We start from the raw sequence: 22989 nt of genomic DNA on the forward strand, positions 1-22989 counted from the left end.
CGGCTGTTCAGGGCGCGGGAACCCGGTCCCGGCGCGAGCGCAGCGCCCGTACGCCGGCCACCGCCAGCAGCACCAGGACCAGCAGCGTCGACCAGCCGAGCTGACCGCGGGCCTCCGGGTCGAAGGCCATCAGCACCAGCACGGCCACGATGCCGGCCGCCGCCAGCCACGACAGGTAAGGGAAGCCGCGCATCCGCACCACCAGCAGGTGCGGGGACTCCCGCTCCAGCCGGCGGCGCAGCACCAGATGGGCGGCCGCGACGGTCAGCCACATGTACAGCATGGAACCGCCCATGGCCTTCGCCAGGAACGGCAGGATCCGCTCCGGCCAGCGGTGGTCGAGGGCGATGGCGACGAAGCCGAAGGCGGCCGACGCCGCGACGGCCGGGCGCGGCGCGCCCCGGGCGGAGGTGCGCAGCAGGGCCTGGGGGGCCTCGCCGCGCGCGGCGAGCGAATGGGCCATGCGGGAGGCGCCGTACAGGTTGGCGTTCATCGCGGACAGCAGGGCGATGAGCACCACGACCTCGATCAGCCGCCCCGCGCCGGGGATGCCGAGCCGGTCGAGGACGGCTACGTAGGGGCTGCGGCCGGGCGTGGCCGCGTCCCAGGGCAGCAGGGTGACGATCACCGCCATGGAGCCGAGGTAGAAGAGGCTGATCCGCCAGATCGCGCTGCCGACCGCCTTGGTGACGGAACGTGCGGGGTCGCCCGACTCCGCGGCGGCCATGGTGACGACCTCCATGCCGCCGAAGGCGAAGACCACCGTCAGCAGCCCGGCGACGACGCTGTCCCAGCCCTGCGGGAGGAAGCCGCCGCGGCCGGTCAGGTTGTCCATGCCGGGCGGTTCGACCCCGGGCACGGCCCCGCACAGGGCGGCGACGCCGAGGGCGAGGAAGGCGATGATGGCGGCGACCTTGATGCCCGCGAACCAGAACTCGGCCTCCCCGAACGAGGAGACCGAGAGCATGTTGGACTGGGTGAAGACGGCCAGGGCCACGAGGGCGATCGCCCACTGCGGTACGGCCGGCATCCACTGGTGCAGGATCGTCGCGGCGGCGATCAGCTCGATGGCGACGGCGATGACGGTCACCGCCCAGTACAGCCAGCCCGCGGTGAAGCCGGCCCAGCGGCCGAGGGCCCGCTCGGCGTAGACGGAGAACGAGCCGCTGGCGGGCATGGCCGCGGCCATCTCGCCGAGCATCCGCATGACCAGCAGGGCCAGGCTGGCGGCGAGCGCGTACGAGAGGATGATGGCCGGGCCGGCGATCCGCAGGCCGGTCCCGGAGCCGACGAACAGGCCGGCTCCGATGACGCCCCCGAGGGCCAGCATGGTCAGGTGGCGGGGGCGCAGGGCGCCGGCGAGTTCCCCGTCGGCCGGGGCGGGCGCCGTGGTGGCCGTGGGGGCCGTGGGCGTGGGTGGTGTCTGGGTGAGTGGAGCGGGCATGTGCGGTTCCCCCGTGGGCAGAGGCGGGCGGGGCCGGCGTCCGTGGCGCCGGCCCCGCGTCACCGTGCGGGTCAAGAAGAGGCGCGCTGGAGCGTCGCGGTGTGCAGTTCGCCGGCGCGGCCGCCGTCGGGGGTGGCGTACGTCCAGTAGACGCTGACGGTGCCGTGGCCGAGGTCCATGACGTGGCTGACGGTCATGCCGGAGGCCTCGACCCAGTTGACGAAGTAGAGGCCCTCGCCCACGGCGCGGACGGAGAGCTTCTCCCGGCCGCTGTGCCCGGCCATCGGGCCTTCCAGCGCGGTCCAGTCGAGGGTGGTGCCGTCGGCGGAGTAGGAGTTGCGCAGGACGGCGCCGTTGTCGAGCGTCAGGACGTACGTGTGCCCGGCGAAGGCGGGCACGGCGGCGGCGACGGAGGCCGTGGCCGGGGCGGGAGCGGGGGCCGGGGCCGCCGCCTGTGCGGAGGGGGCGGCGGCGAGGGCGATCAGGGCGGCGGCGGCGAGGGCCGGGACGGTGGTGCGCGGGCGCATGGCGGTTCCTTCTCGGTGGTGGTGGTGGTGACGGGGGGTGGGCAGCGGGCGCAAGGGGCGCGTCACTGCGCGTACTGGTAGAAGCGGGTGTGGTCGAGCAGCTCCGAGGGCCGCACCTGCCACGGGGACATCGGCTCGTCGAGGCTGATGACACGGCCGTGCTGGGGGTCGGAGGCGGGCAGGGGCCGGCGCGGCTCGTAGACCGAGCCGGGGTGCCGGGCCTGCCAGCGGGCCCAGATGAGGTCGATGAAGGTGTGGTGGAGCCAGAAGACCGGGTCGTTGGGCGAGGTCCCGCCGGTCATCTGGCCGCCGACCCACAGGTGGACCCGGTTGTGGTTGTGCCAGCCCTCCTTCTCCCCGACCGTCCAGCCCTCGACCTTGTTGCGGAAGCCGGCGGTGGTGGCGGTGGAGTCCCAGGGGGCGGAGTCGTACACCGGGTCGTCCACGGCCCGGGCCAGTTCGGCGGGGGTGGGGAGGGCGACCGGGTCGGCGGGGCGGCCGAAGTCGCGCATGAGGTACTTCTCCTCGGTGACGCCCACGTCCACCGGCCAGCCGCCCCGGTCGAAGGCGAACGGTCCCGTCATCACCCGGTGGTCGCCGGGACGGCCGTTGCCGCCGAGGAAGTCGTCCGTCCAGGGACTGGAGGTGGGCGACTGGTCGGTGGTCCAGTCCCAGTAGGGCAGGGTCACCTTCGGGTCGACCCGCTGGAGGGCCCGTTCGAACTCCAGCAGGTACTGGCGGTGCCAGGGGAAGAAGGAGGGGGACATGTGGCCCACCCGCTGCCCTCCCTCGCCGTCGGAGACGAAGTACTGGCCGTGCAGCCGGACGAACTCGTCGTAGACCCCGCGTCGTTTGACCTCCAGGAGGGCCCCCACGAACCTCGCGCGCTCCTCCGCGTCCAGGTCCTTCTGGTTCTTGCGCGTGTACACGTGTGCTTGTTCCTCGATCCGTCGTAGCCCTGCGGGACGTCAGTGGTGGTGGAGCCGTGCCGTGGAGAGCTGCGCGGTGCCGATCTCGTCCACCGCCGCCCGCGCCACCTCCAGCGGCGTGGGGAAGGACTGGTAGTGGTTGACCAGGCTGAGGTAGCTGCCGTCGGCGCGGCGCATCACGTGCAGCGGGCGGCCGTCGATGCTGATCTCGATGCCGGGGCCGGTGGACGGGGCCGCGGCGCTGCGGGCGGAGGCCTGGCGCACGGCCACGGGGCCTCCCTGGATGCGCCGGCCCCGGTAGACCTCGTCGAAGCCGCCCGGGAGCGGGCCCCGCCCGGCGGGGGTGCCGGCCTGTGCGGGGGCGTCGGGGCGGGCGGGGTCGGCCAGGACGATCGGGGCGACGGCGGCGCTGGTGCCGACCACGACGGCCGTGGTCAGGGCGGCCCGCATCATGTCCCGGCGGGTGATCGTGTTCACGCGTACTGCTCCTGGGGGGTGGTGATGTCCTGGACGACCGCCCGGACGATGTCGTCGGCCCGTTCGAGGACGGAGGGCATGCCGGAGGTGAAGAAGAGCGTCCCGGCGCCCATGTCGCCGATGGCGTGCATCCGGCGGTGGGGCCGGCCGCCGCCCACGGCCCGGCTGGTGGACGGTTCGACGTGCAGGCCGCCGTAGGGGTGGTACTCGCCGATGCCGTCCTCGACGAGGGATTCGACGAACGGGCGGGCCTGGGCGGGGACCCGGTGGGAGGGCGCGCTGACGGCGTTGACGACGACGTCGCTCTCGTAATCGCCGCCGTCGGCCCCGATGTGGAATCCGGTGCCGGCCAGCGGCTTGACGTTCCACAGGCCGCGCAGGACGCGCAGCCGGCCGCTCTCGTGCAGCTCCAGCAGTGTGCGGGCGTTGGCCGGGGGCATCGGGCAGCACAGGCTCATCACGGCCCGGTAGTGGTGCTCCCGGATGAAGTCCTGGTCGGCGGTGCGCAGCAGGGTCCAGGCGTCGGGGCCGCTCTCGGGGACGGCGTGCTGCATGACGCGCATGCCGGTGTCGGGCTCGTCGATGCGGTCGTACTGGCGGCGCAGCCGCTCCAGGGGGGATTCGCCGCCCAGGGAGGTCAGTTCGGCGACCACCGCGCGGGGGTCGGCGCCGTGTGCGGCCAGCTCCCGTTCCAGCAGCTCCAGTACGTCGTCCAGGCCGAGCCGGCCGTCGTGGCCGGCGGCGGCGCGGGCGTGCAGGGCGGCGGGGGTGAAGTGCCGGATCTCGGGGAAGACGGGCCGCTGCCGCACGGCCGGGAGGGCGCCGTTGCGGGAGGCCATGGTGATGCGGCCGCGGTGGCCGCCGGCGGCGAGGGTGACCACGGTGTCCACCGCTGCGAGGCCGGTGCCGAGGACGGTGACGTCCGCGTCGGCGGGGATCGCGGCGACCGTGTCGCGCAGGGGGTAGGGGTCGCCGAAGTAGCCCGCGTTCCCACTGAGTTCGTAGTGGTCGGCGGGCCGGCCGGCGCCGACCGCGCAGACGACGTAGTCGAAGGTGTGCGTACGGCCGTCGCGGGTGGTCAGCACCACCTCCTCCCCCGCCTCGCGGGCGGCGACGACGGCGTCGCGGACGACGCCGACGGGCCAGCCGCCGAGGGAGAGCTCGCCGACGGCGTTCTCGGCGGTGCGTTCCAGGTAGCCGCCGAACACGTGGCGGGGCGGGAAGTAGCCGTCGGCGGCGTAGTCGCCGTGCCCGTAGGGGAGTCCGCGGGCGCGCAGCCAGTCGAGGAAGTCGTCGGGGGCGCCGGTGCGGGCGCTCATCTCGGCCGGGATGATGTTGGCGAGGACGGTGTCGGTGTCGGGCTGGTAGGCGCGGCCGCGCCACAGGTTGTCCGAGGGTTCGAAGACGGTGACCGAGCCCCGGCCGCGGCCCTGGGTGCGGGAGAGCCGGTCCAGCAGGCAGACGGCCGCGGCCCCTCCGCCGACCAGGCCGATGCGCGTCGGCGGGCGGTCGTTCGTGTCGGTGGTCATGGTCGGCCTTTCGTGGGGAGGAGTCGGCGGGAGGGGCGCCCGCGGGCGTCAGTGCGCGGCGGCGGGTCGCGGCGCGGCCGCGGTGGCCGCGGGCGCCGCGGGGGTGGGACGGCGGCGGGAGCTCGCGTAGAGCAGGCCGAGGCCGATCAGCGCCCAGACGGCGAGCACCAGGACCGGGGCGGCCGCGCCGGCGCCGTCGAAGGGGCCGGAGGTGCGCAGCAGGGTCGCGGCGGCTCCGGCCGGGAGGAACTGGCCGATGGCGCCCAGCGGCTGGGGCAGCATCTCGGGGGCCGAGGCCAGTCCGGAGAGCGGGTTGCCGACGACGAACATCAGGACGGCGCCGACGGCTATGCCGGGCGGGCCGACCAGCGAGCCGAGGCCGGTGATGACGGAGACCATGGCCAGCTCCAGCAGGGCCACGATCCCGGCGTTGACGAAGTAGTTGCCGGGTGCCACCCCGCTGAGGTGCGTCAGCATCAGCGAGCTGAGGAGTCCGGAGGCGGCGGCGAAACCGATGACGCCGAGGAACCTGGCCCCGGCGGCGCGTACCTTGAGGACGAAGAGCAGGGCGGCGATCACGGCGGTGATCAGCAGGGGCAGGAAGCCCATGGCCAGGCCCGCGCCGTGCGGGTCGTCGGCGTCGGCGGGCACCACGTCGGTGACGAGGACCGGGCCGCCGGCGAGCTCCTGCGCCTGTCCGGTCAGCGTCTGGGCGACGGTGGGCGAGGCGGCGGAGGCCAGGCGCAGTTCGAGTCCGCCGGCGGCGGTGGGCAGCAGGGCCCCGTACGCCGTGCGGTCGCGCAGTGCGGCGTCGGCCTCCTCGGCGCCCGCGGCGGTCTTCACCGCGTACGCGCCGGGGGCCGCCTCGCGCAGCCGGTCGGCGAGCTGTTCGGCGCTCTGCGCGGCGCCGGGTGCGGAGGCGACGAGCACGGGCAGGTCCCGGGGCGCGGCGTGGGACGCCGCCCAGGAGAACCAGCCGCCGATCACGAACTGCACGATCGCGACGATGACGAGGACGGTGCGCGCTTCCGCGCGCGGTGAGGCAGTTGAACTCATGATTGCTTCCTGGGATCCGGTGCGGCCGGGGGCGTGGGGCGCGGGCGGCCCTACTCGTCGAGCAGGTCCGGCTGTTCGGCCGTGATCTCGTCCCACATGATCTGGAAGCTGTAGCGGCCGAGCTGTTCGTCACCGAAGCCGTCCCGGGCCAGCAGGGCCTGCTCGTGGGACATCGGGACGGGCCGGCCGGCGGACAGGGCCAGCAGCTGGACCTGGGCGCAGCTCTCGTAGGTGAAGAACCAGTGGACGGCTTCCTCCAGGGAGCCGCCCACGGTGATCAGGCCGTGGTGGCGCAGCAGCATGGCGCGCTTGGCGCCGAGGCGGTCGGCGATGTCCTGGCCGTGCTCGATCTTGATGGCGGGGCCGTCGTAGTCCCCGTACAGCACCTGGTCCTGGTAGAAGGCGGCGGATTCCTGGTCGTAGGGCTCCAGGAGGCGTTCCAGGGCGCCGAGGGCCCGGGCGTGGACGGTGTGGCCGTGCGCGATGGCGTTGGCCCCGGGGCGCTCGTGGATCTTGGAGTGGATGGTGAAGGCGCTCGGGTTGACCTTGCCGGTGCCGTCGACGACGCGGCCGGTGGCGTCGACGCGGATCAGGTCGGCCACGCGGACGCGGTTGAAGGAGACGCCGAACGGGTTGACCCAGAAGGTGTCCAGGTCCTCGGGGTCACGGACCGAGATGTGGCCGGAGATCCCCTCGGCGTAGCCGGCCTTGCCGAACAGCCGCATGGCGGCGGCCAGTCGCTGCTTGCGGTGGCGGCGCTCGTCGGCGGCGGAGGCGAACACCGGGTCGGCCGGGATGGGCAGGCCGGTGTGGGTGTCGGCGAGGAAGGCTTCGGGGGCGGTGGCTTCGGCTGCGTTCGCTTCGGGTGCGGTGGCTTCGGGTGCGGTGGCTTCGGGTGCGGTGGTGGACACGTCGGGTCTCCTGGAAGGTCGGATTCGGGCCCGCCCGTCCCCGTTACCCCCACCCGCGCCAGGGCAGCGCGAAGCTCGCTGCGGGTAAGGGGGATTGCGCCGAAACCCCTGGTCAGTCGGGGTGTTGCGGCGGGGAGGGCGTCAGCTCCTGCACCTGAATCCTGTCCCACGCAGGGGTGCGTTTTCGGCCTCCAGCGGCCCGGAACGGCTTCATAACCGTGCGTTTCACCTTTGCGCAGCGGGCCGGATCACGGGCATAGCGGTACAGACCGCCCGCGGCGGTCGTGCCGGGACCTGTGGAGCTCAGGCTCCTGCGTCGGGTCCGGTCCAGTCGAAGGTGATGTGTTTGCTGGACTGGCCTTCCCGGCTCCAGTGGAAGCCGAAGGCGTCGGCGCGGTCGGCCGTGGCGCGGCCCCAGGTGGCGACCTGCCCCGGGCCGGTCTCGCAGCCGGGGAGGTTCGTCGACTGGACCCGTGCCCCCTGCGGGGTCGTGGGGCCGGTGAGGGCCACCGCGGCGGCCTCGACCCGGCCGGGGATGGTGGCCCGCCAGCCGCCGAGGTCCTCGTCGACCTCGATGCGGACGGGGGCGAAGTCCATGCCCCGCATCTCCGCGTTCATCATGGCGACCATCTCGGCCGGCCAGCTGCCCGCCTGACCGCCGAAGATCATCGCCAGTGCCTGGCGCTGGGCGTCGTCGGCGCGTTCGTCGAGGAAGACCGCCGCGTAGGTGTCGCTGTGCTCCGCCCACACGTTCCCGACGAAGGAGCCGAGCATCAGGACGTTCAGGCCGTCCAGCACCACCTCGCCGTAGTTGCCCTCGCGGATGTGCCAGGCGAGGACTCCGTCGCACTCGCCGTAGGTGGGCCGCTGGGCGAAGGAGCAGGGGCAGGGGACATCGCACCTGCACGTGTCGAACCAGTCCCCGGCCGCGTGCCAGGCCGGGACGGTGGTGGCCGTGGTCTCGGACATCTCATCGCCTCCACGTGACCGCGCGCCGCGCGGCGGGACGCACATGGCCGGCGGGTCCCCGGCGGGCATCGCCGGGGGGCGTTCGGCGGCGCGGGCCATCAGCTCGATTCTCCTCCCCCGGCCGCACCGGCGAAAGCGCTCACATGTCCATGTCTCCCATCGGCGCGTCCTGCAGGCCCGGCAGCAGCCAGTCCTGGAAGGGGGCGAGCACCGCGAGGACGAGGAAGGCGACGCCGACGGCCCGGGCCAGCCAGGGGCCCCGCCACCAGAGCTTCTCCAGGAAGATCACCCCGGCCACGGCCGCCATCGCGGCCACGTTCATCACCCCGAGCGGGATCAGCACGATCATCAGGCCCCAGCAGCAGCCGACGCAGTACAGGCCGTGGTGCGCGCCGACCCGCAGGTCCTTGGCCCACCGCCGGTAGCGCGCGTACCGGGCGAGCTGGAACATCGGGTTGCGGCAGTGCCGCAGGCAGATCCGCTTCAGCGGACCGAACTGCTGGAGGCCCGCGAGCAGGAAGGCCCCGGCTCCGATCCAGCGCGCCACCGCGGGACTGCCCCCGACCAGCCGCCCGGTCACCGCCAGCACTCCGTAGACCAGCAGCCCGAATGCGGTCCACGCCAGCAGGTACCCGCTCACGAACCCGGTGATGCGCAGCACCCGGGCGGGGCCCGCCGAGTGGCGGCCGATGGCGCGGACCCAGGTGATGGCCACGGGCGCCACCGAGGGCAGCATCATCGCCGCCATCATGACCACCCACAGCGCCAGGAAGAGCGGGGGCGCCATGCCCATGGTGCCGGGCTCCACCCCCATCCGCCGGGACTGGCCGAGGGTGACCGTCCAGGCGAGTACGGCGATCAGTACCATCAGCGTCCAGCCGGCCGCCAGCTCGCGCCGGGGCAGCAGGACGGCGGGCCGGGCCGGCGCGGCTGCGCCGGGGCGGAGGTGCGGCATGGTGCGCCTCCCTGGGGCGCGTGTGCCCGAGGACCCCTCCAGCTCAGCACAGAACCGGCGGCCCGGCGATCCCGGGCCCAGCGGAGGGTTCGCACACTCTTCCGACCGGGTCCGCCCCCTCGGCTAACATGTTCGGGCCAACACCGACCGGGTGAAATATGAACATCGGCTGAAAATTGATATCTGAGGAACCACGAGCGCTTCCGCGCGAGAACAGCGCCCCCGCGACCGGGGACCGGCGCCGGCCACTCGTCCTCCTGTGGGCCGCGGTGGGCCTGACGGGCCTCGGGTTCCTCCTCGCCCTGGAGATCGCCGCGCGCCACTACGGCGTGCCGGGTCCGATCGTCAGCCAGGCGCGGGAGGCCGTCTACGCCCCCCGGTCGGGCACGGTGCTGTACGCGAGCATGGCCCTGATGATGGTCGTGCTCACCTGGCGCCAGCGCTTCGTCGCGCTGGGCGCCGCGATCGGCATCGACCTGGTCTTCTGGCTCGTCCGGTCGGCCGTCGGCGCCGAGAACATGGTCGGCAGCGGCGCCCTGTGGGTGACCCTGGGCGTTGCCGTCTTCGCCCTCGTACGCCGCACCGGAGCGGAGCGCGCCCTGCTGCTGAAGGGCGTCGGCCTGGCGCTGCTGCTGGTCGCCGGCCGCAAGACCGGCTACACCTGGCTGCTGATCACGTCGAAGACCCGGCCGATGGTCCTCGACCAGTACGTGGCGGCCGCCGACCACGCCCTGGGCAACCCCTCGTGGGTGGCGGGCCGGATCGTCGAGGCCGCCGGGCCGATCGGCCACCACGTCCTCGACTGGGTCTACATCCAGCTCGCCGTGGGCGCCGTCCTCGTCGCCCTGTACCAGCTGCGCGGCGTGGCCTCCGAGCGCCGTTTCCCGGCCCACCACCTGGTGCGCACGTTCCTGGTCGTCGGCCTGCTCGGGCCGGGCATCTACATGGTCTTCCCGGTGGTCGGGCCGATCTTCGCCTACGGCGTCGACGGCGGGCAGTGGGCGGTGGCCGACCTGTGGCCGCACACCGTGCCGTCCCCCGGCATCCCGCAGCCGATGCCCTTCGACGAGGTCACCCCGCGCAACTGCATGCCCAGCCTGCACACCGCCTGGGCCACCGCGATCTTCATCCACTCCCGCAAGGGCCCCCGCGCCCTGCGCTTCCTCGGCGCCTTCTGGCTGGTGGCCACGCTCGGCGCGACGCTCGGCTTCGGTTACCACTACGGGGCGGACATCATCTCCGGCGTGGTGTTCACCCTCACGATCGAGGCGGCGCTGCGCGCGCTCGCCCGCGGCTGGGACCGGCGGGCCACCCTGCTCGTCGCCCACGGAGCCGCGGTCTTCACCGCGCTCCTGGTGTCGTACCGCTTCCTGTCGGTGGAGCTGGCCGGACACCCGTGGGTCTTCGGGCCGCTGCTCCTCCTGGCCACGGCCTCGGTGGTCCACCACTACGTACGCACCACCAGGCTGTGGGACCGGCAGCCGGGTCCGGCCCGGGTGCCGGCCCAGCGCCGCGAGCCGCAGCCCGAGCTGGTCTAAGGGGCCGGCGGGCGTCCCGTGGCCGTCAGCGGCGGACCCGGGGCATGCCGAGGCCGATCCAGGAGATGATCTCGCGCTGGATCTCGTTGTTGCCGCCGCCGAAGGTGAAGATCACGGCGCTGCGGTAGCCGCGTTCCAGCTCGCCGTGCAGGACCGCGCCCGCCGAGCCGTCCTTGAGGGAGCCGGCCGCGCCGACCACCTCCATCAGCCAGGCGTACGCGTCCCTGCGCGCCTCCGAGCCGTACACCTTGACGGCGGAGGCGTCCTGCGGGGTGAGGGTGCCCGACTCGACGGCGCCCACCATCTGCCAGTTGAGCAGCTTCATCGCGTCGAGGCGGGCGTGGGTGCGGGCGAGGCGGCCGCGCACCCAGGACAGGTCGATCACGCGGCGCCCGTCGGCGAGCTTCGTCTCGGCGGCCCAGCGCTGTACGTCGTGCAGGGCCCGGATGGCCATGGTGCCGTGGGCCGCGAGGGTGACGCGCTCGTGGTTGAGCTGGTTGGTGATCAGGCGCCAGCCCTCGTTCTCCCGTCCCACGCGGCGGCTCGCGGGGACGCGGATGTCCTCGTAGTGGCTGGCGGTGGTGTCGTGCGAGGCCAGGGTGTTGATCAGGGTGCAGGAGTAGCCCGGGTCGGAGGTGGGGACCAGGAGCATGGTGATGCCCTTGTGGGCGGGGGCCCCGGGGTCGGTGCGGACGGCGAGCCAGACCCAGTCGGCGGTGTCGCCGTTGGTGGTCCAGATCTTCTGGCCGTTGACCACGTAGGTGCCGGTCTCCTCGTCGCCCTCGCGGACTGCCTTGCACTTGAGGGCGGCCAGGTCGGTTCCGGCGTCGGGCTCGCTGTAGCCGATGGCGAAGTCGATCTCCCCGGAGAGGATCCTGGGGAGGAAGTACGCCTTCTGCTCGTCGGTGCCGAACCGCATGATCGTCGGGCCGACCGTGTTCAGCGCCATCAGCGGCAGCGGTACGACGGCCTGCGCGGCCTCGTCGAAGAAGATGAACTGGTCCATGGCCGACATGCCCCGGCCGCCGTACTCCTTCGGCCAGCCCACGCCGAGCCAGCCGTCCGCGCCGAGGCGGCGGATGGTCTCCCGGTAGAAGCGCTTCTGCGCGGCGGGGTCCTCGTAGCGGGCGTGGACGTCCTCGGGCACGAGCTCGGCGAAGTAGGCGCGCAGTTCGGCGCGCAACTGCTGCTGCTCAGGCGTGTATTCGAGGTGCACGGCCCCTCCGGAGGTTCGGCGGCACTGCCGGTCGCTGTGGTGGCGGCGGTCAGAGTAGAACCCGTTACAGGAATAGGGAAGGGCCGGGAGTTCCACGGGGAACTCCCGGCCCTGGGGCTGCCGTCGGGTCAGGGCCGGGCCAGGGCCCCGATCATCGCCTCGGCCGTCGCCGCCATCGCCGTGCGGGCGGCGGTGAGGTAGGGGCGGGGGTCGGCCGGGGTGAGGTGGGTGCGGATGGCGTCGGTCATGGCCAGGTTGAGGGCGGTGCCGATGTTGACCTTGCGGATGCCGCCGGCCACGGCCGCCGCGAGTTCCCCGTCGGGCAGGCCGGAGGAGCCGTGCAGGACCAGCGGGACGTCCACGGTCTTGGCGAGGCGGGCCAGCAGGGCGTGGTCGAGGGCGGCGGTCCGGGTGGTCATGGCGTGGCTGCTGCCGACGGCCACGGCCAGGGCGTCGACCCCGGAGTCGGCGACGAACCGCCGGGCTTCGTCCGGGTCGGTACGGGCGCCCGGCGCGTGCGGGTCGAGCGGCGCGGCCCCGTTCTTGCCGCCGACCTCACCCAGCTCCGCCTCGATCCACAGGCCGTTGGCGTGGGCCCAGTCGGCGGCGGACCGGGTGGACTCCAGGTTCTCTGCGTAGGGCAGGTGCGCGGCGTCGTACATCACCGATCCGAAGCCGGCGTCCGCGGCCTGCCGCAGCAGGTCGGGGCTCTTGACGTGGTCGAGGTGCAGCCCGACGGGCACCCGGGCGGCCTCCGCGCAGGCGGCTGCGGCCCGGGCGATGGGCAGCAGGGCCCCGCGGCGGAACTTCACTGCGTTCTCGCTGAGTTGCAGGATGACGGGCAGGCCCGCCCGTTCGGCGCCCTCGACCACGGCTTCGGCGTGTTCCAGGGTGATGATGTTGAACGCGGCGACGGCGCCGCCTGCCGCGGCCGCCTCGGCGACGAGGGTGCCCGCCGGGGCGAGGCTCATCGGACCGCCCCCTCGCCCGCGGTGAGGATCACGGAGCGGGTGAGGTTGCGGGGCGCGTCGGGGTCCAGGCCCCGGTGCACGGCGACGGCGACGGCGAGGCGCTGCACGCGGACCAGCTCGGCGAGCGGGTCGAGTTCCCCGTCCACCCACTCGGCGCCGGTGCGCAGGACCTGTTCGGCGATGCCGTCGGGGGTGCCGCCCAGTGACCAGGTGACGGAGCCGGGCCCGGTGACGCTGACGGGGCCGTGCCGGTACTCCATCGCGGGGTAGGCCTCGGCCCACGACAGGGAGGCCTCGCGCATCTTCAGGGCGGCCTCGTGGGCCAGGCCGACGCTCCAGCCCCGTCCGAGGAAGGTGAACTGGCCGCGGGCCTCCAGGCCGTTGGGCAGCGGCAGGTCGAGGGCGGTGCGGGCGTCGGCGACCACGCGGGGGGTGTGGCCGCCGAGGTGGGCCCGCAGCAGGGTGAGGGCGGTGGTGGCGAAGCGGGTCTGGACGACGGACCGCTCGTCGGCGAAGTCCAGTACGACGAGGTCGTCCGCGAGGGTCGCCACCGGGGTGTCCGGGTCCCCGATGACGGCGGTGGTCGGGATGCCGGCCGCGCGCAGTCCGGCGAGCAGGTCCAGCACCTCGGTGGTGGTCCCGGACCGGGTGAGGGCGACGACCCGGTCGTAGCGGCGGTGGCGGGGGAACTCGGAGGCGGGGAAGGCGTCGGTCTCCCCGTGCCCGGCCTCCTCGCGCAGGGCGGCGGCGGCCTGTGCCATGTAGTACGAGGTGCCGCAGCCGATGACCGCGGTACGCTCGCCGGCTCCCGGCAGCACCGCCCGGTGGGCCGGGGCCAGTTCGGCGGCCCGCTCCCAGGTGTCGGGCTGGGTGGCCAACTCGTACGCGACGTGACTCATGCGGGCTCCTTGCGCGTGTGATGCGTGCGTCGGCTGCGAACCGACCGGACTTCCCTGCGTGTTCCTGCAAGGTATCGGGCCGTTTCGCGCAACTTCAAGCATCTCCGGGGCGATCCGCTGGGTTAATCTCGACGGCGGGGCCCGGCAGCGTGCCGGTGGACGACAGGGAGGGGCGCCATGACCCGCGAGGAACGCTGGCGGAGACTGCTGGACCTGCTGGTGGAGCGGGACGGGCTGGAGGTGGAGGCCGCCGCCGGGGCGCTCGGCGTCTCCGCCGCGACCATCCGCCGCGACCTCGACCAGCTCGCCGAGCAGCAGCTGCTGGTCCGCACGCGCGGCGGGGCGGTGCCGCACGGGGTCTCCTACGAACTCCCCCTGCGCTACCGCACCTCCCGCCGGGCCGCCGAGAAGCGCCGGATCAGCGAGGCGGTCGCGGCGCTGATCGCGCCGGGCGAGGTGGTCGGCCTGACGGGCGGCACCACCACGACGGAGGTCGCCCGCGCCCTCGCCGCCCGCCCCGACCTGGCCGGGCCGGCGGGCGGCCCGCCCGTGCTCACGGTGGTCACCAACGCCCTGAACATCGCGGGCGAGCTGGTGATCCGGCCGCAGTTCAAGATCGTCCTGACGGGCGGGGTGGCGCGCCCCCAGTCGTACGAACTGACCGGCCCGCTGGCGCAGCAGACGCTGGGCATGCTGTCGATGGACACGGCCGTGCTCGGCGTGGACGCCTTCGACCCGGCCGACGGCGCGGCCACCCGCCACGAGGACGAGGCCGCCGTCAACGCCCTGCTCTGCGAGCGGGCCCGCCGCCTGGTCGTCGCGGCGGACTCCACGAAGCTGGGCGTCCGCGCCTTCGCCCGCATCTGCGCCACCTCCGCTGTGGACGTCCTGGTGACGGACACCGCCCTGACGGAGGCCGCCGCCCGGACCTTCCGGGACGCGGGCGTGGACGTCGTACGCGTCTGACGCGGGGCGGGAGTCAGACCCCGCGGGTCGCCCGGCCCCCTCCCCTTTCAGCCCAGCTTCGCGAAACCGGCGAGCTGTTCGCGCGGGTCGAAGGTGACCCGGATCCGGGCGATCCTGCCGTCCTCCACGTGCATCCAGTTCGCGGTGGGCGTCGGCGGCGCGATGCTGGTGCGCAGGTCGAACCAGGTGATCACCTCGCTGCCCTCCGCCACCCGGACCTTCACGTCGATGCGCTCCAGGACCCGGCCCATCCTCCTCAGTCCGGCCAGCGCCTCCTCCACCCCCGACGCCTTCCCCAGCGTCCCGACGAAGTCGACGTCATCGGCCAGCAGCCCCCGTACGGTCTCGAAGTCGCCCGCCTCCCAGGCGGTGAAGTAGGTCTCGGCGAGTTCTCGCGCGGTCTTCGTCGTCGTCATGCCCCCATCCTCCGGCCGGGCTCCGCCATCCGTCCAACAGATGATGGCGATGGGATCTATCATCCCAGGACATGGAGATGCATCAGCTGCGCTACTTCGCCGCCGTGGTGGACGAGGGCACCTTCACCGGTGCCGCCCACCGCCTGCACGTCAGCCAGTCGGGCATCAGCACCCAAGTGGCGAAACTGGAGCGCGAGCTGGGTCAGCGGCTGCTGGACCGCGCCGGACGCCGGGTGGGCCTCACCCCGGCCGGGGAGGCCGTCCTCCCCCTCGCGAGGAACGCCCTCGCCACCCTCGACGCCATCCGGCACACCGCGGCCGAGTTCGCCGACGCCGTCCGCGGCCGGGTCCGGCTCGGCATGATCGCGGGCTGCTCGATCGAGCCCTTCCTGGACACCGTCGCCGACCTCGGCCGCACCCACCCCGGCATCGAACTGAGCCTGCACGAGGAGCACTCCGACGCCCTCCAGGCCCAGGTGCTGGCCGGCTCCCTCGACCTGGCCCTGATCGGCTACGCGGGCGAGACCGCCCCGGGCCTGGAGGCGGACGTCGTCATCGACGAGCCCCTCGCGGCCGTCGTCCCGGCCGGGCACCCGCTCGACCGGCCGGAACTGCGGCTCGCCGGCCTACGCGACGAGAAGGTCCTCTGCCTCTCCCGGGGCACCGGCATCCGCGCCGCCTACGAGGACTCCTGCCGCCGGCTCGGCCTCGAACCCCGCGTGGACCTCGACGCCGGCTCCCCCGCCGCCCTGCTCCGCCTCGCCGAGCGCGGCGCGGGCGTCGCCGTGCTGAGCGCCTCCTCCGCCGAGGGCGCGGGCCTGCGGACGGTCCCGCTCACCGACGCCGCCACGCACGCCCGGCTCGGCCTCGTCGTCCGCGCCGACCAGCACTCCCCGGCCGTACGGCTCCTGCGGAGCAGCCTCCTCACGGCGCTGCGTGCCGAGGAGGTCCCGGCGCCACCGCCACACCGGTCGGCCCGTCCCCCACGGCCACCGTGTCCGTGACGCGGGCCGTCGCGGTGTCGATGACCGACAGGGTGTCCGAGTCGAAGTCGCTGACGTACACCCGGGAGCCGTCCGGGGCGACGGCGAGGCCGTTGGGGCCGTCCCCCACGGCGACGGTGTCCGTGACGGCACGCGCGCGGGTGCTGATCACGGACACCGCGTCGGACCCGATGTCGGCCACGTACACCTCGCGGCCGTCCGGGCTCACCCCGATCCCCGCGGGCTGGTCCCCGACCGGGACGCGGTCCGTTTCGGCGCCGGCGCGGACGTCGACCACCGACACGTCGTCCGAGGTCAGGTTGGAGACGTACAGGTGACGGCCGTCGGGGCCGAGCACCAGCGCGGTCGGCCCCTCGCCGACGGGGATGGTGCCGCGCACCGTCGCGGTCGCGGTGCGGACCACCGAGACGGTGTCGGACCCGGCGTTGGCGACGTACAGGGTGCACCCGTCGGGCGACACCGCCACGCCCAGCGGGGCGTCGCCCACGGCGATGGTGTCCGTCACGGCGGGGGTGCGGCCGCTGATCACCGACACCTCGTCCGACGCGACGTTCGCCACGTAGACGTTCCGGCCGTCGGGCGAGACCGTGACCCGGCTCGGTTCGTCCCCGACCGGGACGGTGGCGATGACCCGCCTGGTACGGGCGTCGATCACCGACACGGTGTCCGCGGCGGAGTCGGTGACGTAGACGCGGGAGCCGTCCGGGGCGACGGCCACGCTGTCCGGGCCGTCCCCGACCGGGACACGGTCCACGACCGTGCCGGAGTCGGCGTCGACGACCGACACCGTGTCGGAGTGGAGGTCGGCGACGTAGACGAGGGCACCGGGCCGCGGGGAAGCTCCCGCCGGGGAAGCGGTTCCCGCCGGTCCCAGCAGCGCCGCCGCCACGCACACCGCCACGGCCGCCCGCCGTCCCCTGTCCTGATTCCTCGTCATGGGGCCACGCTAGGGCTCTGGATCGGAAACCCGTGGGAGGCCCGCGCTCAGGCCGGCCGGACGGACACCCCTTGGCGGACACGGGCGGCGATCGTGCGGGCGCAGGCCAGGGCCTCGGCGTGCGTGGTGTCGACCTCCAGGTCGTAGGCGACGCCCTCGTGGACCAGCGCCGCCTGGGAGGCCGCCATGCCCGGGACGCGGTCGCCGCGGGCGATCTCCCGGCCGGCGGCGGCCTCGGGGTCGCACCGGACGGCGACCCACAGCACGTCCAGGCCGTCCGTGGCCCGCAGCCAGCGCCCCTGGGACTCGGCCCCGCCGAGGAACACGTCGTCGACGACGATCCGGGCACCGGCCCGGACCATCGCCGCGATGCCCTCCATCCAGGCCGCCTCCAGCGCCCGGAAGTCCGCCCCGACGTCCACGCCGCCGTCCTGCGCGAACACGATCCCCCCGTCCGCGCCCCGCATCCTCGCGGGCAGCGAGTCGACGAAGGAGTCGCATCCGTACGCCAGCCACGGCTCGGGCAGTTCGGCCTGGAGGCAGCGCACGATCCCGGACTTCCCCGAGCTGGACGCGCCGTTGAGAACGATCATCCGAATGGTCATCGCGTCACCGTAGGGCGGCCGGCGGCCGGTTGGACAGCGGGTTTCGGCGCCGGCGCCCTCAGTGCGCCGGGACCCGCCGGGCCTCCCGGGCCAGGGCCGCCAGGACCGGGGCGATCAGCGGGTGGGACTCGGCGCCGCGGCGGGTGGCGGCGAAGACCCGGCGGGTGGCGGCCGGGCCCGCGACCGGGCGCACCCGGACCTCCTTGAGGTCCATGCCGCGCAGCGCCGAACGCGGCACCAGCGCCACCCCCGCGCCCGCGCCGACCAGGGCGGTCACCGCCCGGAAGTCGTCGGAGGAGTGCACGAAGCGCGGCTGGAAGCCGGCCAGCTCGCACGCCAGCAGGGTCACGTCGTAGCAGGGGTTGCCCGGGTACTGGCCCACCCAGTCCGCGTCGGAGAGGTCCGCCAGCGCCACGGCGGGCGGGTCGGCGAGCGGGTGCCCGGCGGGGAGCACCGCGTCGAAGGGCTCCGCGTAGAGCGGGAGCACCGACAGCCTGCCGTCGTCGGCGCCCGGCGCGCCCCGGTACTCCACCGCGAGGGCCAGGTCGGCCTCCCCGTCGAGCAGCAGCGGCAGGCTCTGGTCGCCCTCCGCGTCCCGGACCCGGAGCCGGATGCCCGGGTGTTCCAGGGCGAGGCGGGCGATGGCGGGGGCCAGCACCTCGGCGATGCCGGTGGCGAAGGCCGCCACCGTGACCTCCCCGGCGGAACCGCCCGCGTAGGCGGCGAGTTCCGCCTCCGCGCGCTCCAGCTGGGCCAGCACCTCGTGGGCGTGGCCCAGCAGGATCTCCCCGGCCGCGGTGAGCCGTACGCCGCGGCCGCTGCGGGTCAGCAGCGCGTGGCCGGTCTCCTGTTCCAGCGCGGCGAGCTGCTGGGATACGGCGGAGGGGGTGAGGTACAGCGCTGCGGCCGCGGCGGTCACCGTACGGTGGTCCGCCACGGCCCGCAGGACGCGCAGCCGGCGGGGGTCGATCACACCCCCATGATGTCAGCCCTGAGCAGCGGAAAGCGCCGCGCGGGCGTCCACGAAGGCGGCCACCGCGCGCTCCACGTCGGCCGTCGAGTGGGCCGCCGAGAGCTGGACGCGGATACGGGCCGCGCCGAGCGGGACGACCGGGTACGAGAAGCCGATCACATACACGCCGCGCTCCAGCAGCAGCTCCGCCATCCGGCCCGCCTCGGCGGCGTCGCCGATCATGACGGGGGCGATGGCGTGGTCGCCGGGGAGGATCTCGAAGCCGGCCTCGGTCATCTTCGTGCGGAAGAGCTTCGTGTTGGCCGCGAGGCGCTCGCGCAGGTCGCCGGCGGACTCCAGCAGGTCGAGGACCTTCAGGGAGGCGGCGGCGATAACGGGGGCGAGGGAGTTGGAGAAGAGGTACGGGCGCGAGCGCTGGCGCAGCAGCTCGACGATCTCGGCGCGGGCGGCGACGTAGCCGCCGGAGGCGCCGCCGAGGGCCTTGCCGAGGGTGCCGGTGATGATGTCGATCCGGTCCATGACGCCGTGCAGCTCGGGGGTGCCGCGGCCCCCGGGGCCGACGAAGCCGACGGCGTGCGAGTCGTCGACCATGACCATGGCGTCGTAGCGGTCGGCGAGGTCGCAGATCTCCTGGAGCGGGGCGACGTAGCCGTCCATGGAGAAGACGCCGTCGGTGACGATGAGCTTGCGGCGGGCGCCGCCCTCGGAGGCCTCCTTCAGGCGGGCCTCCAGCTCGGCCATGTCGCGGTTGGCGTAGCGGAAGCGGCGGGCCTTGGAGAGGCGGATGCCGTCGATGATCGAGGCGTGGTTGAGGGCGTCGGAGATCACCGCGTCCTCGGCGCCGAGGAGGGTCTCGAAGACGCCGCCGTTGGCGTCGAAGCAGGAGGAGTAGAGGATCGTGTCCTCCTGGCCGAGGAAGGCCGACAGGCGGGCCTCCAGCTCCTTGTGCACCTCCTGGGTGCCGCAGATGAAGCGGACCGAGGCCATGCCGTAGCCCCAGCGGTCGAGGGCGTCCTTGGCGGCGGCGACCACCTCGGGGTGGTCGGCGAGGCCGAGGTAGTTGTTGGCGCAGAAGTTCAGCACCTCGCCGGGGGCGCCGCCCGCGGTGACGGCGACGGCGGCGTTCTGCGGGGTGCCGATGACGCGCTCGGGCTTGTGCAGGCCCGCGGCGCGGATCTCGTCGAGGGTGGTGCGGAGGTCGTCGCGTACGGACTCGAACATGGGCTTCGGTTTCTCCTTGTGCGGATCGCCGTCCGGCGGACGGGGAGGAGGGGGCCGGGCCCCGCGGAGGGGGGAGGGTGTGCGGGGCCCGGCCCGGAGGGAGATGGTCTTGTGGCCGCGGGGCCGGCCGGCCCTGCTACGCCGGGGTTTCCGGACCGGGACCGGGCTCGGGGCGCGGACCGCGGTCCTGGTCCGGCGCCCCCGGCAGGGGCCGCCGGGGGCTCCCGCGCCGGGACCGGTCAGGGGGCCCGCCGCAGGGGGCGGGCCCGGCCGGGTCCTGGCCGGGGTCCACGGCCGGAGCCGGGGTCTTCATCCGGGTCCGGGCGGGGGCCGGGGCGGGGTGCCGCCGGGCCTACGCGGTCCAGTCGAGGATGATCTTGCCGCTGCGGGCGGTCGCGGCCTCGTCGAAGGCGGCCTGGAAGTCGCGGTGCGAGTAGCGGCCGGTGATGACCGGGGACAGGTCGAGCCCGCCCTCCAGCAGCACCGTCATCGCGTACCAGGTCTCGAACATCTCGCGCCCGTAGATCCCCTTGATGGTGATCATCGACGTGACGACCTTCGCCCAGTCCACCGGGAACTCCTGGGCCGGCAGCCCGAGCATCGCGATCCTGCCGCCGTGCGTCATGTTGTCGATCATGTCGCGCATCGCCTCCGCGCGGCCCGACATCTCCAGGCCGATGTCGAAGCCCTCCCGCAGCCCCAGCCGCGTCTGCGCCTCGGCGATGGAGGACTCGGCGACGTTCACCGCGAGCGTGGCGCCCGCCTTGCGGGCGATCTCCAGCCGCTCGGGGCTGACGTCGGTGATGACCACGTTCCGCGCACCGGCGTGCCTGGCGACGGCCGCCGCCATGATGCCGATCGGGCCCGCGCCCGTGATCAGCACGTCCTCGCCGACCAGCGGGAAGGACAGCGCGGTGTGCACGGCGTTGCCGAAGGGGTCGAAGATGGCCGCCACGTCCAGGTCCACGGCGGTCCGGTGCACCCACACGTTCTGCGCGGGCAGGACCACGTACTCGGCGAAGGCGCCGTCGCGGCCGACCCCGAGCCCGATCGTGGAGCGGCACAGGTGGCGGCGGCCTGCCAGGCAGTTGCGGCACTTGCCGCACACCAGGTGGCCCTCGCCGCTGACCAGGGCGCCGGTCTCGATGTCGCGGACGTCCGCGCCCACCGCCGCGACCTCGCCGACGAACTCGTGGCCGAGCACGAGCGGGGTCTTGACGGCGCCCTGCGCCCAGCCGTCCCAGGCGCGGATGTGCAGGTCGGTGCCGCAGATACCGGTCCGCAGCACCTTGATCAGCACGTCACCGGGGCCGTACTCGGGCTCGGGGACGTCCATGAGCCACAGCCCGGGCTCGGCCTTGTGCTTGACGAGTGCCTTCATGGCGGTGGCTCCAGGCGTGCGAAGGGTGTTGCCGCTCCCGCCGGTACGCGGGTGGCGCTGGTGACGGGCACCAATCTGCCGACCGTCGCGGTGATCAGTCCATCGAGACTTTCTTAAGCGGGTCGACAGCGCAGCTTCACGCCTATGCTCCTCCCTGGACGGGGACGGGGCCCGGGGGCGGAAGCCGCGCTATGGTCCGTCACCGGGGAAAAGGGGAGGTGAGGGGCGTGCCGAGTCTGCGCAGCAGGGCGCTTTCGGCCGCACTGGTGGCGACGGGGCGGCGAAGACGGCTCGCGACGGCCGAAGCGGTCCGGGCCACCGTGGCCCGGGCGGCCCGCAGGCCCGCTTCGCACCTGCCGCCCCGTTCGCTGGGCCGGGTCGCGGAACTGTCGCGGACCTTCGTCGGGGCCTGGCCGGTGTACGACGCCTCACCGCGCGGGCAGGAGCCCGTGGCGCGGGTGCTGTACGTGCACGGCGGGGCGTACGTCGACGAGCTGGTCCGGCCGCACTGGTCGCTGATCCGGACCCTGGTGACCCGGGCCCGGGCCCGGGTGGTCGTCCCGGCGTACGTGCTCGCCCCGCGCGGCACCGCCGACCGGAACGTCCCGGTGGCCGCCGACCTGCTGAGCGGTCTGATCGAGAGCGGCGGTGCCGGCGGGACGGTGCTGATCGGGGACTCCGCGGGCGCCGGGCTGGCGCTGGCCGCCGCGCAGCGGCTGCGGGAGCGGACCGGGGCGCAGCCGTCACGGATCGTGCTGATCTCCCCCTGGCTCGACCTGAGCATGAGCCACCCGGGCCAGGCCGCGCTGGAGGCGGTCGATCCGGTGCTGGCCCGGGCGGGACTGGCCGAGGCGGGACGGCTGTACGCGGGGACCCTCGCGGCGGACGACCCCCGGGTGAGCCCGCTGCACGGCTCCTTCGACGGTCTGGCCCCGCTGACGGTGTTCACCGGGACCCGGGACGTGCTGGCCACCGACAGCCACGAGCTGCGGCGGCGGGCCGCCGCGGCCGGGGCACGGGTGGAGTGGCACGAGGAGCCGGGCATGCCGCACGGGTACCCGCTGCTGCCGGTCCCGGAGGGGCGGGCGGCCCGGGACCGGATCGTCGAACTCATCGGGGAGACCGCCGGACAGGACTGACCGGGGGCGGTGGGCCGGGGCGCAGCACCCCTCAGGCCGTGCACGTCATGAGGGAGCTGACGGGCCAGGCCCGGTACGCCGTCCAGTACGCCTCGTCGCGCGCGGCGTCGGCGGGCGGGGTGCGGGAGGGCTGCCAGGCGACGGTGCTGAAGCCGGCGTCGACGGCGGCTTCGGCGAAGTCGGCGTGCGCCCATTCGCGGTACTCGAAGTGCTGCGGGGGCTCGGTCAGGAACTGTGCCTTCAGCAGCGGGGCGTCGCCGTCCGGCACCCGGTCGAGGATGCGCATCCCGTACGGGGACCAGTCGACCCGCGGGTACGCCCCCGGGTTGCGGACGAGCGACAGGAGGCGGCCGCCGGGGCGCAGGTTGGCGCGGATGCCGCGGAACATGGCGTGCAGGGCCGCCCGGTCGGGGGCGTGGCTGAACAGGTAGACGGCGGTGGCCAGGTCGAAGGGGCCGAGCTGCGGCATGTCGGCGGCGTCCGCGACCACGTACTCGACGGGGGCGGAGGGGGGCGCCGACGCGCGGGCCCGGCGGACCCGGTCCGGGCAGTGGTCGACGCCGACGGTACGCCGGGCGCCGCCGCTCGCCAGGAGTGCGGCGGTGCCGCCGTGCCCGCAGGCCACGTCGAGGGTGTCGAGGTCGCGGACCCCGCCGAGGGCGTCGAGGGCGGTGCGCAGGGTGAAGGCGTCGGCCGCCGTGAACGCCGCGCGGGGCGCCGGGTGCGTGTCGTCGTACGCGTGTCGCATGCCGGATGCCTCCCCGGCGGGGGTGCGGCCGACGGCGTGCGCGGCGGCCCGTTCCCCCCTTCGGGGGAGGCGTTCGGCGCATCGGCGCGCCCTGGGGTGTCAGGCGGGCGCGCGGCCGGACGTGGAGCGGCCCGGGGCGAACGGGTGCGGCCGCCGGGGGCGAGGGCGCATCCTTGCT

At 74.3% G+C, this 22989-nt stretch carries 23 protein-coding genes; 4 read left to right on the forward strand and 19 right to left on the reverse strand.

What is annotated here, in order from left to right; genetic code table 11:
* Positions 1 to 7: 7 nt before the first annotated feature.
* The 9 genes from D1J60_RS04040 to D1J60_RS04080 form a co-directional block, all read right to left on the reverse strand.
* Positions 8 to 1444: an amino acid permease gene (locus D1J60_RS04040; RefSeq protein ID WP_125820154.1), complete on the reverse strand. Its 1437-nt coding sequence runs from the start codon at positions 1442 to 1444 to the stop codon at positions 8 to 10.
* Between the two features lie 71 nt (positions 1445 to 1515).
* A complete protein-coding gene (locus tag D1J60_RS37135) occupies positions 1516 to 1971 on the reverse strand; it encodes a MoaF N-terminal domain-containing protein (RefSeq protein WP_164720829.1) in 456 nt (151 codons plus the stop codon).
* A 62-nt stretch (positions 1972 to 2033) separates the two neighbouring features.
* Complete coding sequence (locus D1J60_RS04050; protein ID WP_125820155.1) at positions 2034 to 2900, reverse strand: tyrosinase family protein; 867 nt, start codon at positions 2898 to 2900, stop codon at positions 2034 to 2036.
* 39 nt (positions 2901 to 2939) lie between these two features.
* Positions 2940 to 3377 carry a tyrosinase cofactor gene (locus D1J60_RS04055; RefSeq protein WP_241253129.1) on the reverse strand — a complete coding sequence of 146 codons (438 nt, stop codon included), beginning with the start codon at positions 3375 to 3377 and terminating at the stop codon, positions 2940 to 2942.
* Complete coding sequence (locus D1J60_RS38595; RefSeq protein WP_125820156.1) at positions 3374 to 4906, reverse strand: FAD/NAD(P)-binding protein; 1533 nt, start codon at positions 4904 to 4906, stop codon at positions 3374 to 3376. The genes D1J60_RS04055 and D1J60_RS38595 overlap by 4 nt, the downstream gene beginning before the upstream one ends.
* Before the next feature lie 48 nt (positions 4907 to 4954).
* The gene (locus D1J60_RS04065) at positions 4955 to 5962 is read right to left on the reverse strand and encodes a hypothetical protein (RefSeq protein WP_125820157.1); all 1008 of its coding nucleotides are present in this window, start codon (positions 5960 to 5962) and stop codon (positions 4955 to 4957) included.
* Positions 5963 to 6012: 50 nt separating this feature from the next.
* On the reverse strand, positions 6013 to 6873 hold the full coding sequence (locus D1J60_RS04070; RefSeq protein ID WP_241253130.1) for a class II aldolase/adducin family protein: 861 nt from the start codon (positions 6871 to 6873) through the stop codon (positions 6013 to 6015).
* Between the two features lie 303 nt (positions 6874 to 7176).
* Positions 7177 to 7842 (reverse strand): DUF1326 domain-containing protein, encoded by a 666-nt coding sequence (locus tag D1J60_RS04075; RefSeq protein ID WP_125820158.1) that lies wholly within the window; start codon positions 7840 to 7842, stop codon positions 7177 to 7179.
* Between the two features lie 139 nt (positions 7843 to 7981).
* Complete coding sequence (locus D1J60_RS04080) at positions 7982 to 8797, reverse strand: DUF2182 domain-containing protein (protein ID WP_125820159.1); 816 nt, start codon at positions 8795 to 8797, stop codon at positions 7982 to 7984.
* A 269-nt stretch (positions 8798 to 9066) separates the two neighbouring features.
* Here D1J60_RS04080 and D1J60_RS04085 point away from each other — a divergent pair, with 269 nt between their 5' ends.
* Positions 9067 to 10335: a phosphatase PAP2 family protein gene (locus tag D1J60_RS04085; RefSeq protein ID WP_241253131.1), complete on the forward strand. Its 1269-nt coding sequence runs from the start codon at positions 9067 to 9069 to the stop codon at positions 10333 to 10335.
* Positions 10336 to 10360: 25 nt separating this feature from the next.
* Here the strand turns inward: D1J60_RS04085 and D1J60_RS04090 are convergent, their stop codons facing one another.
* The 3 genes from D1J60_RS04090 to D1J60_RS04100 all read right to left on the reverse strand — a co-directional run bounded on the left by D1J60_RS04090 (position 10361) and on the right by D1J60_RS04100 (position 13421).
* The gene (locus D1J60_RS04090; RefSeq protein WP_125595015.1) at positions 10361 to 11551 is read right to left on the reverse strand and encodes an acyl-CoA dehydrogenase family protein; all 1191 of its coding nucleotides are present in this window, start codon (positions 11549 to 11551) and stop codon (positions 10361 to 10363) included.
* Positions 11552 to 11679: 128 nt separating this feature from the next.
* On the reverse strand, positions 11680 to 12522 hold the full coding sequence (locus D1J60_RS04095) for a class II fructose-bisphosphate aldolase (protein ID WP_125820160.1): 843 nt from the start codon (positions 12520 to 12522) through the stop codon (positions 11680 to 11682).
* Entirely contained in the window at positions 12519 to 13421 is a 903-nt protein-coding gene (locus D1J60_RS04100) for an SIS domain-containing protein (protein ID WP_125820161.1), read from the reverse strand. Before D1J60_RS04100 ends, D1J60_RS04095 begins: the two co-directional genes overlap by 4 nt.
* A gap of 177 nt (positions 13422 to 13598) precedes the next feature.
* On the opposite strand from D1J60_RS04100, the gene D1J60_RS04105 reads away from it, so the two are divergent.
* A complete protein-coding gene (locus D1J60_RS04105) occupies positions 13599 to 14387 on the forward strand; it encodes a DeoR/GlpR family DNA-binding transcription regulator (protein WP_125820162.1) in 789 nt (262 codons plus the stop codon).
* A gap of 47 nt (positions 14388 to 14434) precedes the next feature.
* On the opposite strand, the gene D1J60_RS04110 is transcribed toward D1J60_RS04105, so the two are convergent.
* On the reverse strand, positions 14435 to 14803 hold the full coding sequence (locus tag D1J60_RS04110; protein WP_125820163.1) for a nuclear transport factor 2 family protein: 369 nt from the start codon (positions 14801 to 14803) through the stop codon (positions 14435 to 14437).
* A 71-nt stretch (positions 14804 to 14874) separates the two neighbouring features.
* On the opposite strand from D1J60_RS04110, the gene D1J60_RS04115 reads away from it, so the two are divergent.
* Entirely contained in the window at positions 14875 to 15807 is a 933-nt protein-coding gene (locus D1J60_RS04115; protein ID WP_125820164.1) for a LysR substrate-binding domain-containing protein, read from the forward strand.
* Here the strand turns inward: D1J60_RS04115 and D1J60_RS04120 are convergent.
* The 5 genes from D1J60_RS04120 to tdh all read right to left on the reverse strand — a co-directional run bounded on the left by D1J60_RS04120 (position 15728) and on the right by tdh (position 20924).
* A complete protein-coding gene (locus D1J60_RS04120) occupies positions 15728 to 16744 on the reverse strand; it encodes a beta-propeller fold lactonase family protein (protein WP_125820165.1) in 1017 nt (338 codons plus the stop codon). The two genes, D1J60_RS04115 and D1J60_RS04120, sit on opposite strands and share 80 nt — an antisense overlap.
* Before the next feature lie 47 nt (positions 16745 to 16791).
* The gene (cpt, locus tag D1J60_RS04125; protein WP_241253132.1) at positions 16792 to 17349 is read right to left on the reverse strand and encodes a chloramphenicol phosphotransferase CPT; all 558 of its coding nucleotides are present in this window, start codon (positions 17347 to 17349) and stop codon (positions 16792 to 16794) included.
* A 58-nt stretch (positions 17350 to 17407) separates the two neighbouring features.
* A complete protein-coding gene (locus D1J60_RS04130; protein WP_125820166.1) occupies positions 17408 to 18322 on the reverse strand; it encodes a LysR family transcriptional regulator in 915 nt (304 codons plus the stop codon).
* 12 nt (positions 18323 to 18334) lie between these two features.
* Positions 18335 to 19543, reverse strand: coding sequence for a glycine C-acetyltransferase (locus D1J60_RS04135; RefSeq protein WP_125820167.1), 1209 nt, complete (start codon positions 19541 to 19543; stop codon positions 18335 to 18337).
* Between the two features lie 352 nt (positions 19544 to 19895).
* Positions 19896 to 20924, reverse strand: a complete 1029-nt coding sequence (gene tdh, locus D1J60_RS04140) for an L-threonine 3-dehydrogenase (protein WP_125603170.1) — start codon at positions 20922 to 20924, stop codon at positions 19896 to 19898.
* Between the two features lie 227 nt (positions 20925 to 21151).
* Between tdh and D1J60_RS04145 the strand changes: the two genes are divergently transcribed.
* Positions 21152 to 22063 carry an alpha/beta hydrolase gene (locus tag D1J60_RS04145; RefSeq protein ID WP_241253133.1) on the forward strand — a complete coding sequence of 304 codons (912 nt, stop codon included), beginning with the start codon at positions 21152 to 21154 and terminating at the stop codon, positions 22061 to 22063.
* A gap of 31 nt (positions 22064 to 22094) precedes the next feature.
* Here D1J60_RS04145 and D1J60_RS04150 read toward each other — a convergent pair whose 3' ends face one another.
* Positions 22095 to 22811, reverse strand: coding sequence for a class I SAM-dependent methyltransferase (locus D1J60_RS04150; RefSeq protein ID WP_125603172.1), 717 nt, complete (start codon positions 22809 to 22811; stop codon positions 22095 to 22097).
* Between the last annotated feature and the right edge of the window lie 178 nt (positions 22812 to 22989).

The sequence above is a fragment of the Streptomyces sp. W1SF4 genome, from assembly GCF_003950035.1.
GTDB lineage: Bacteria > Actinomycetota > Actinomycetes > Streptomycetales > Streptomycetaceae > Streptomyces > Streptomyces racemochromogenes.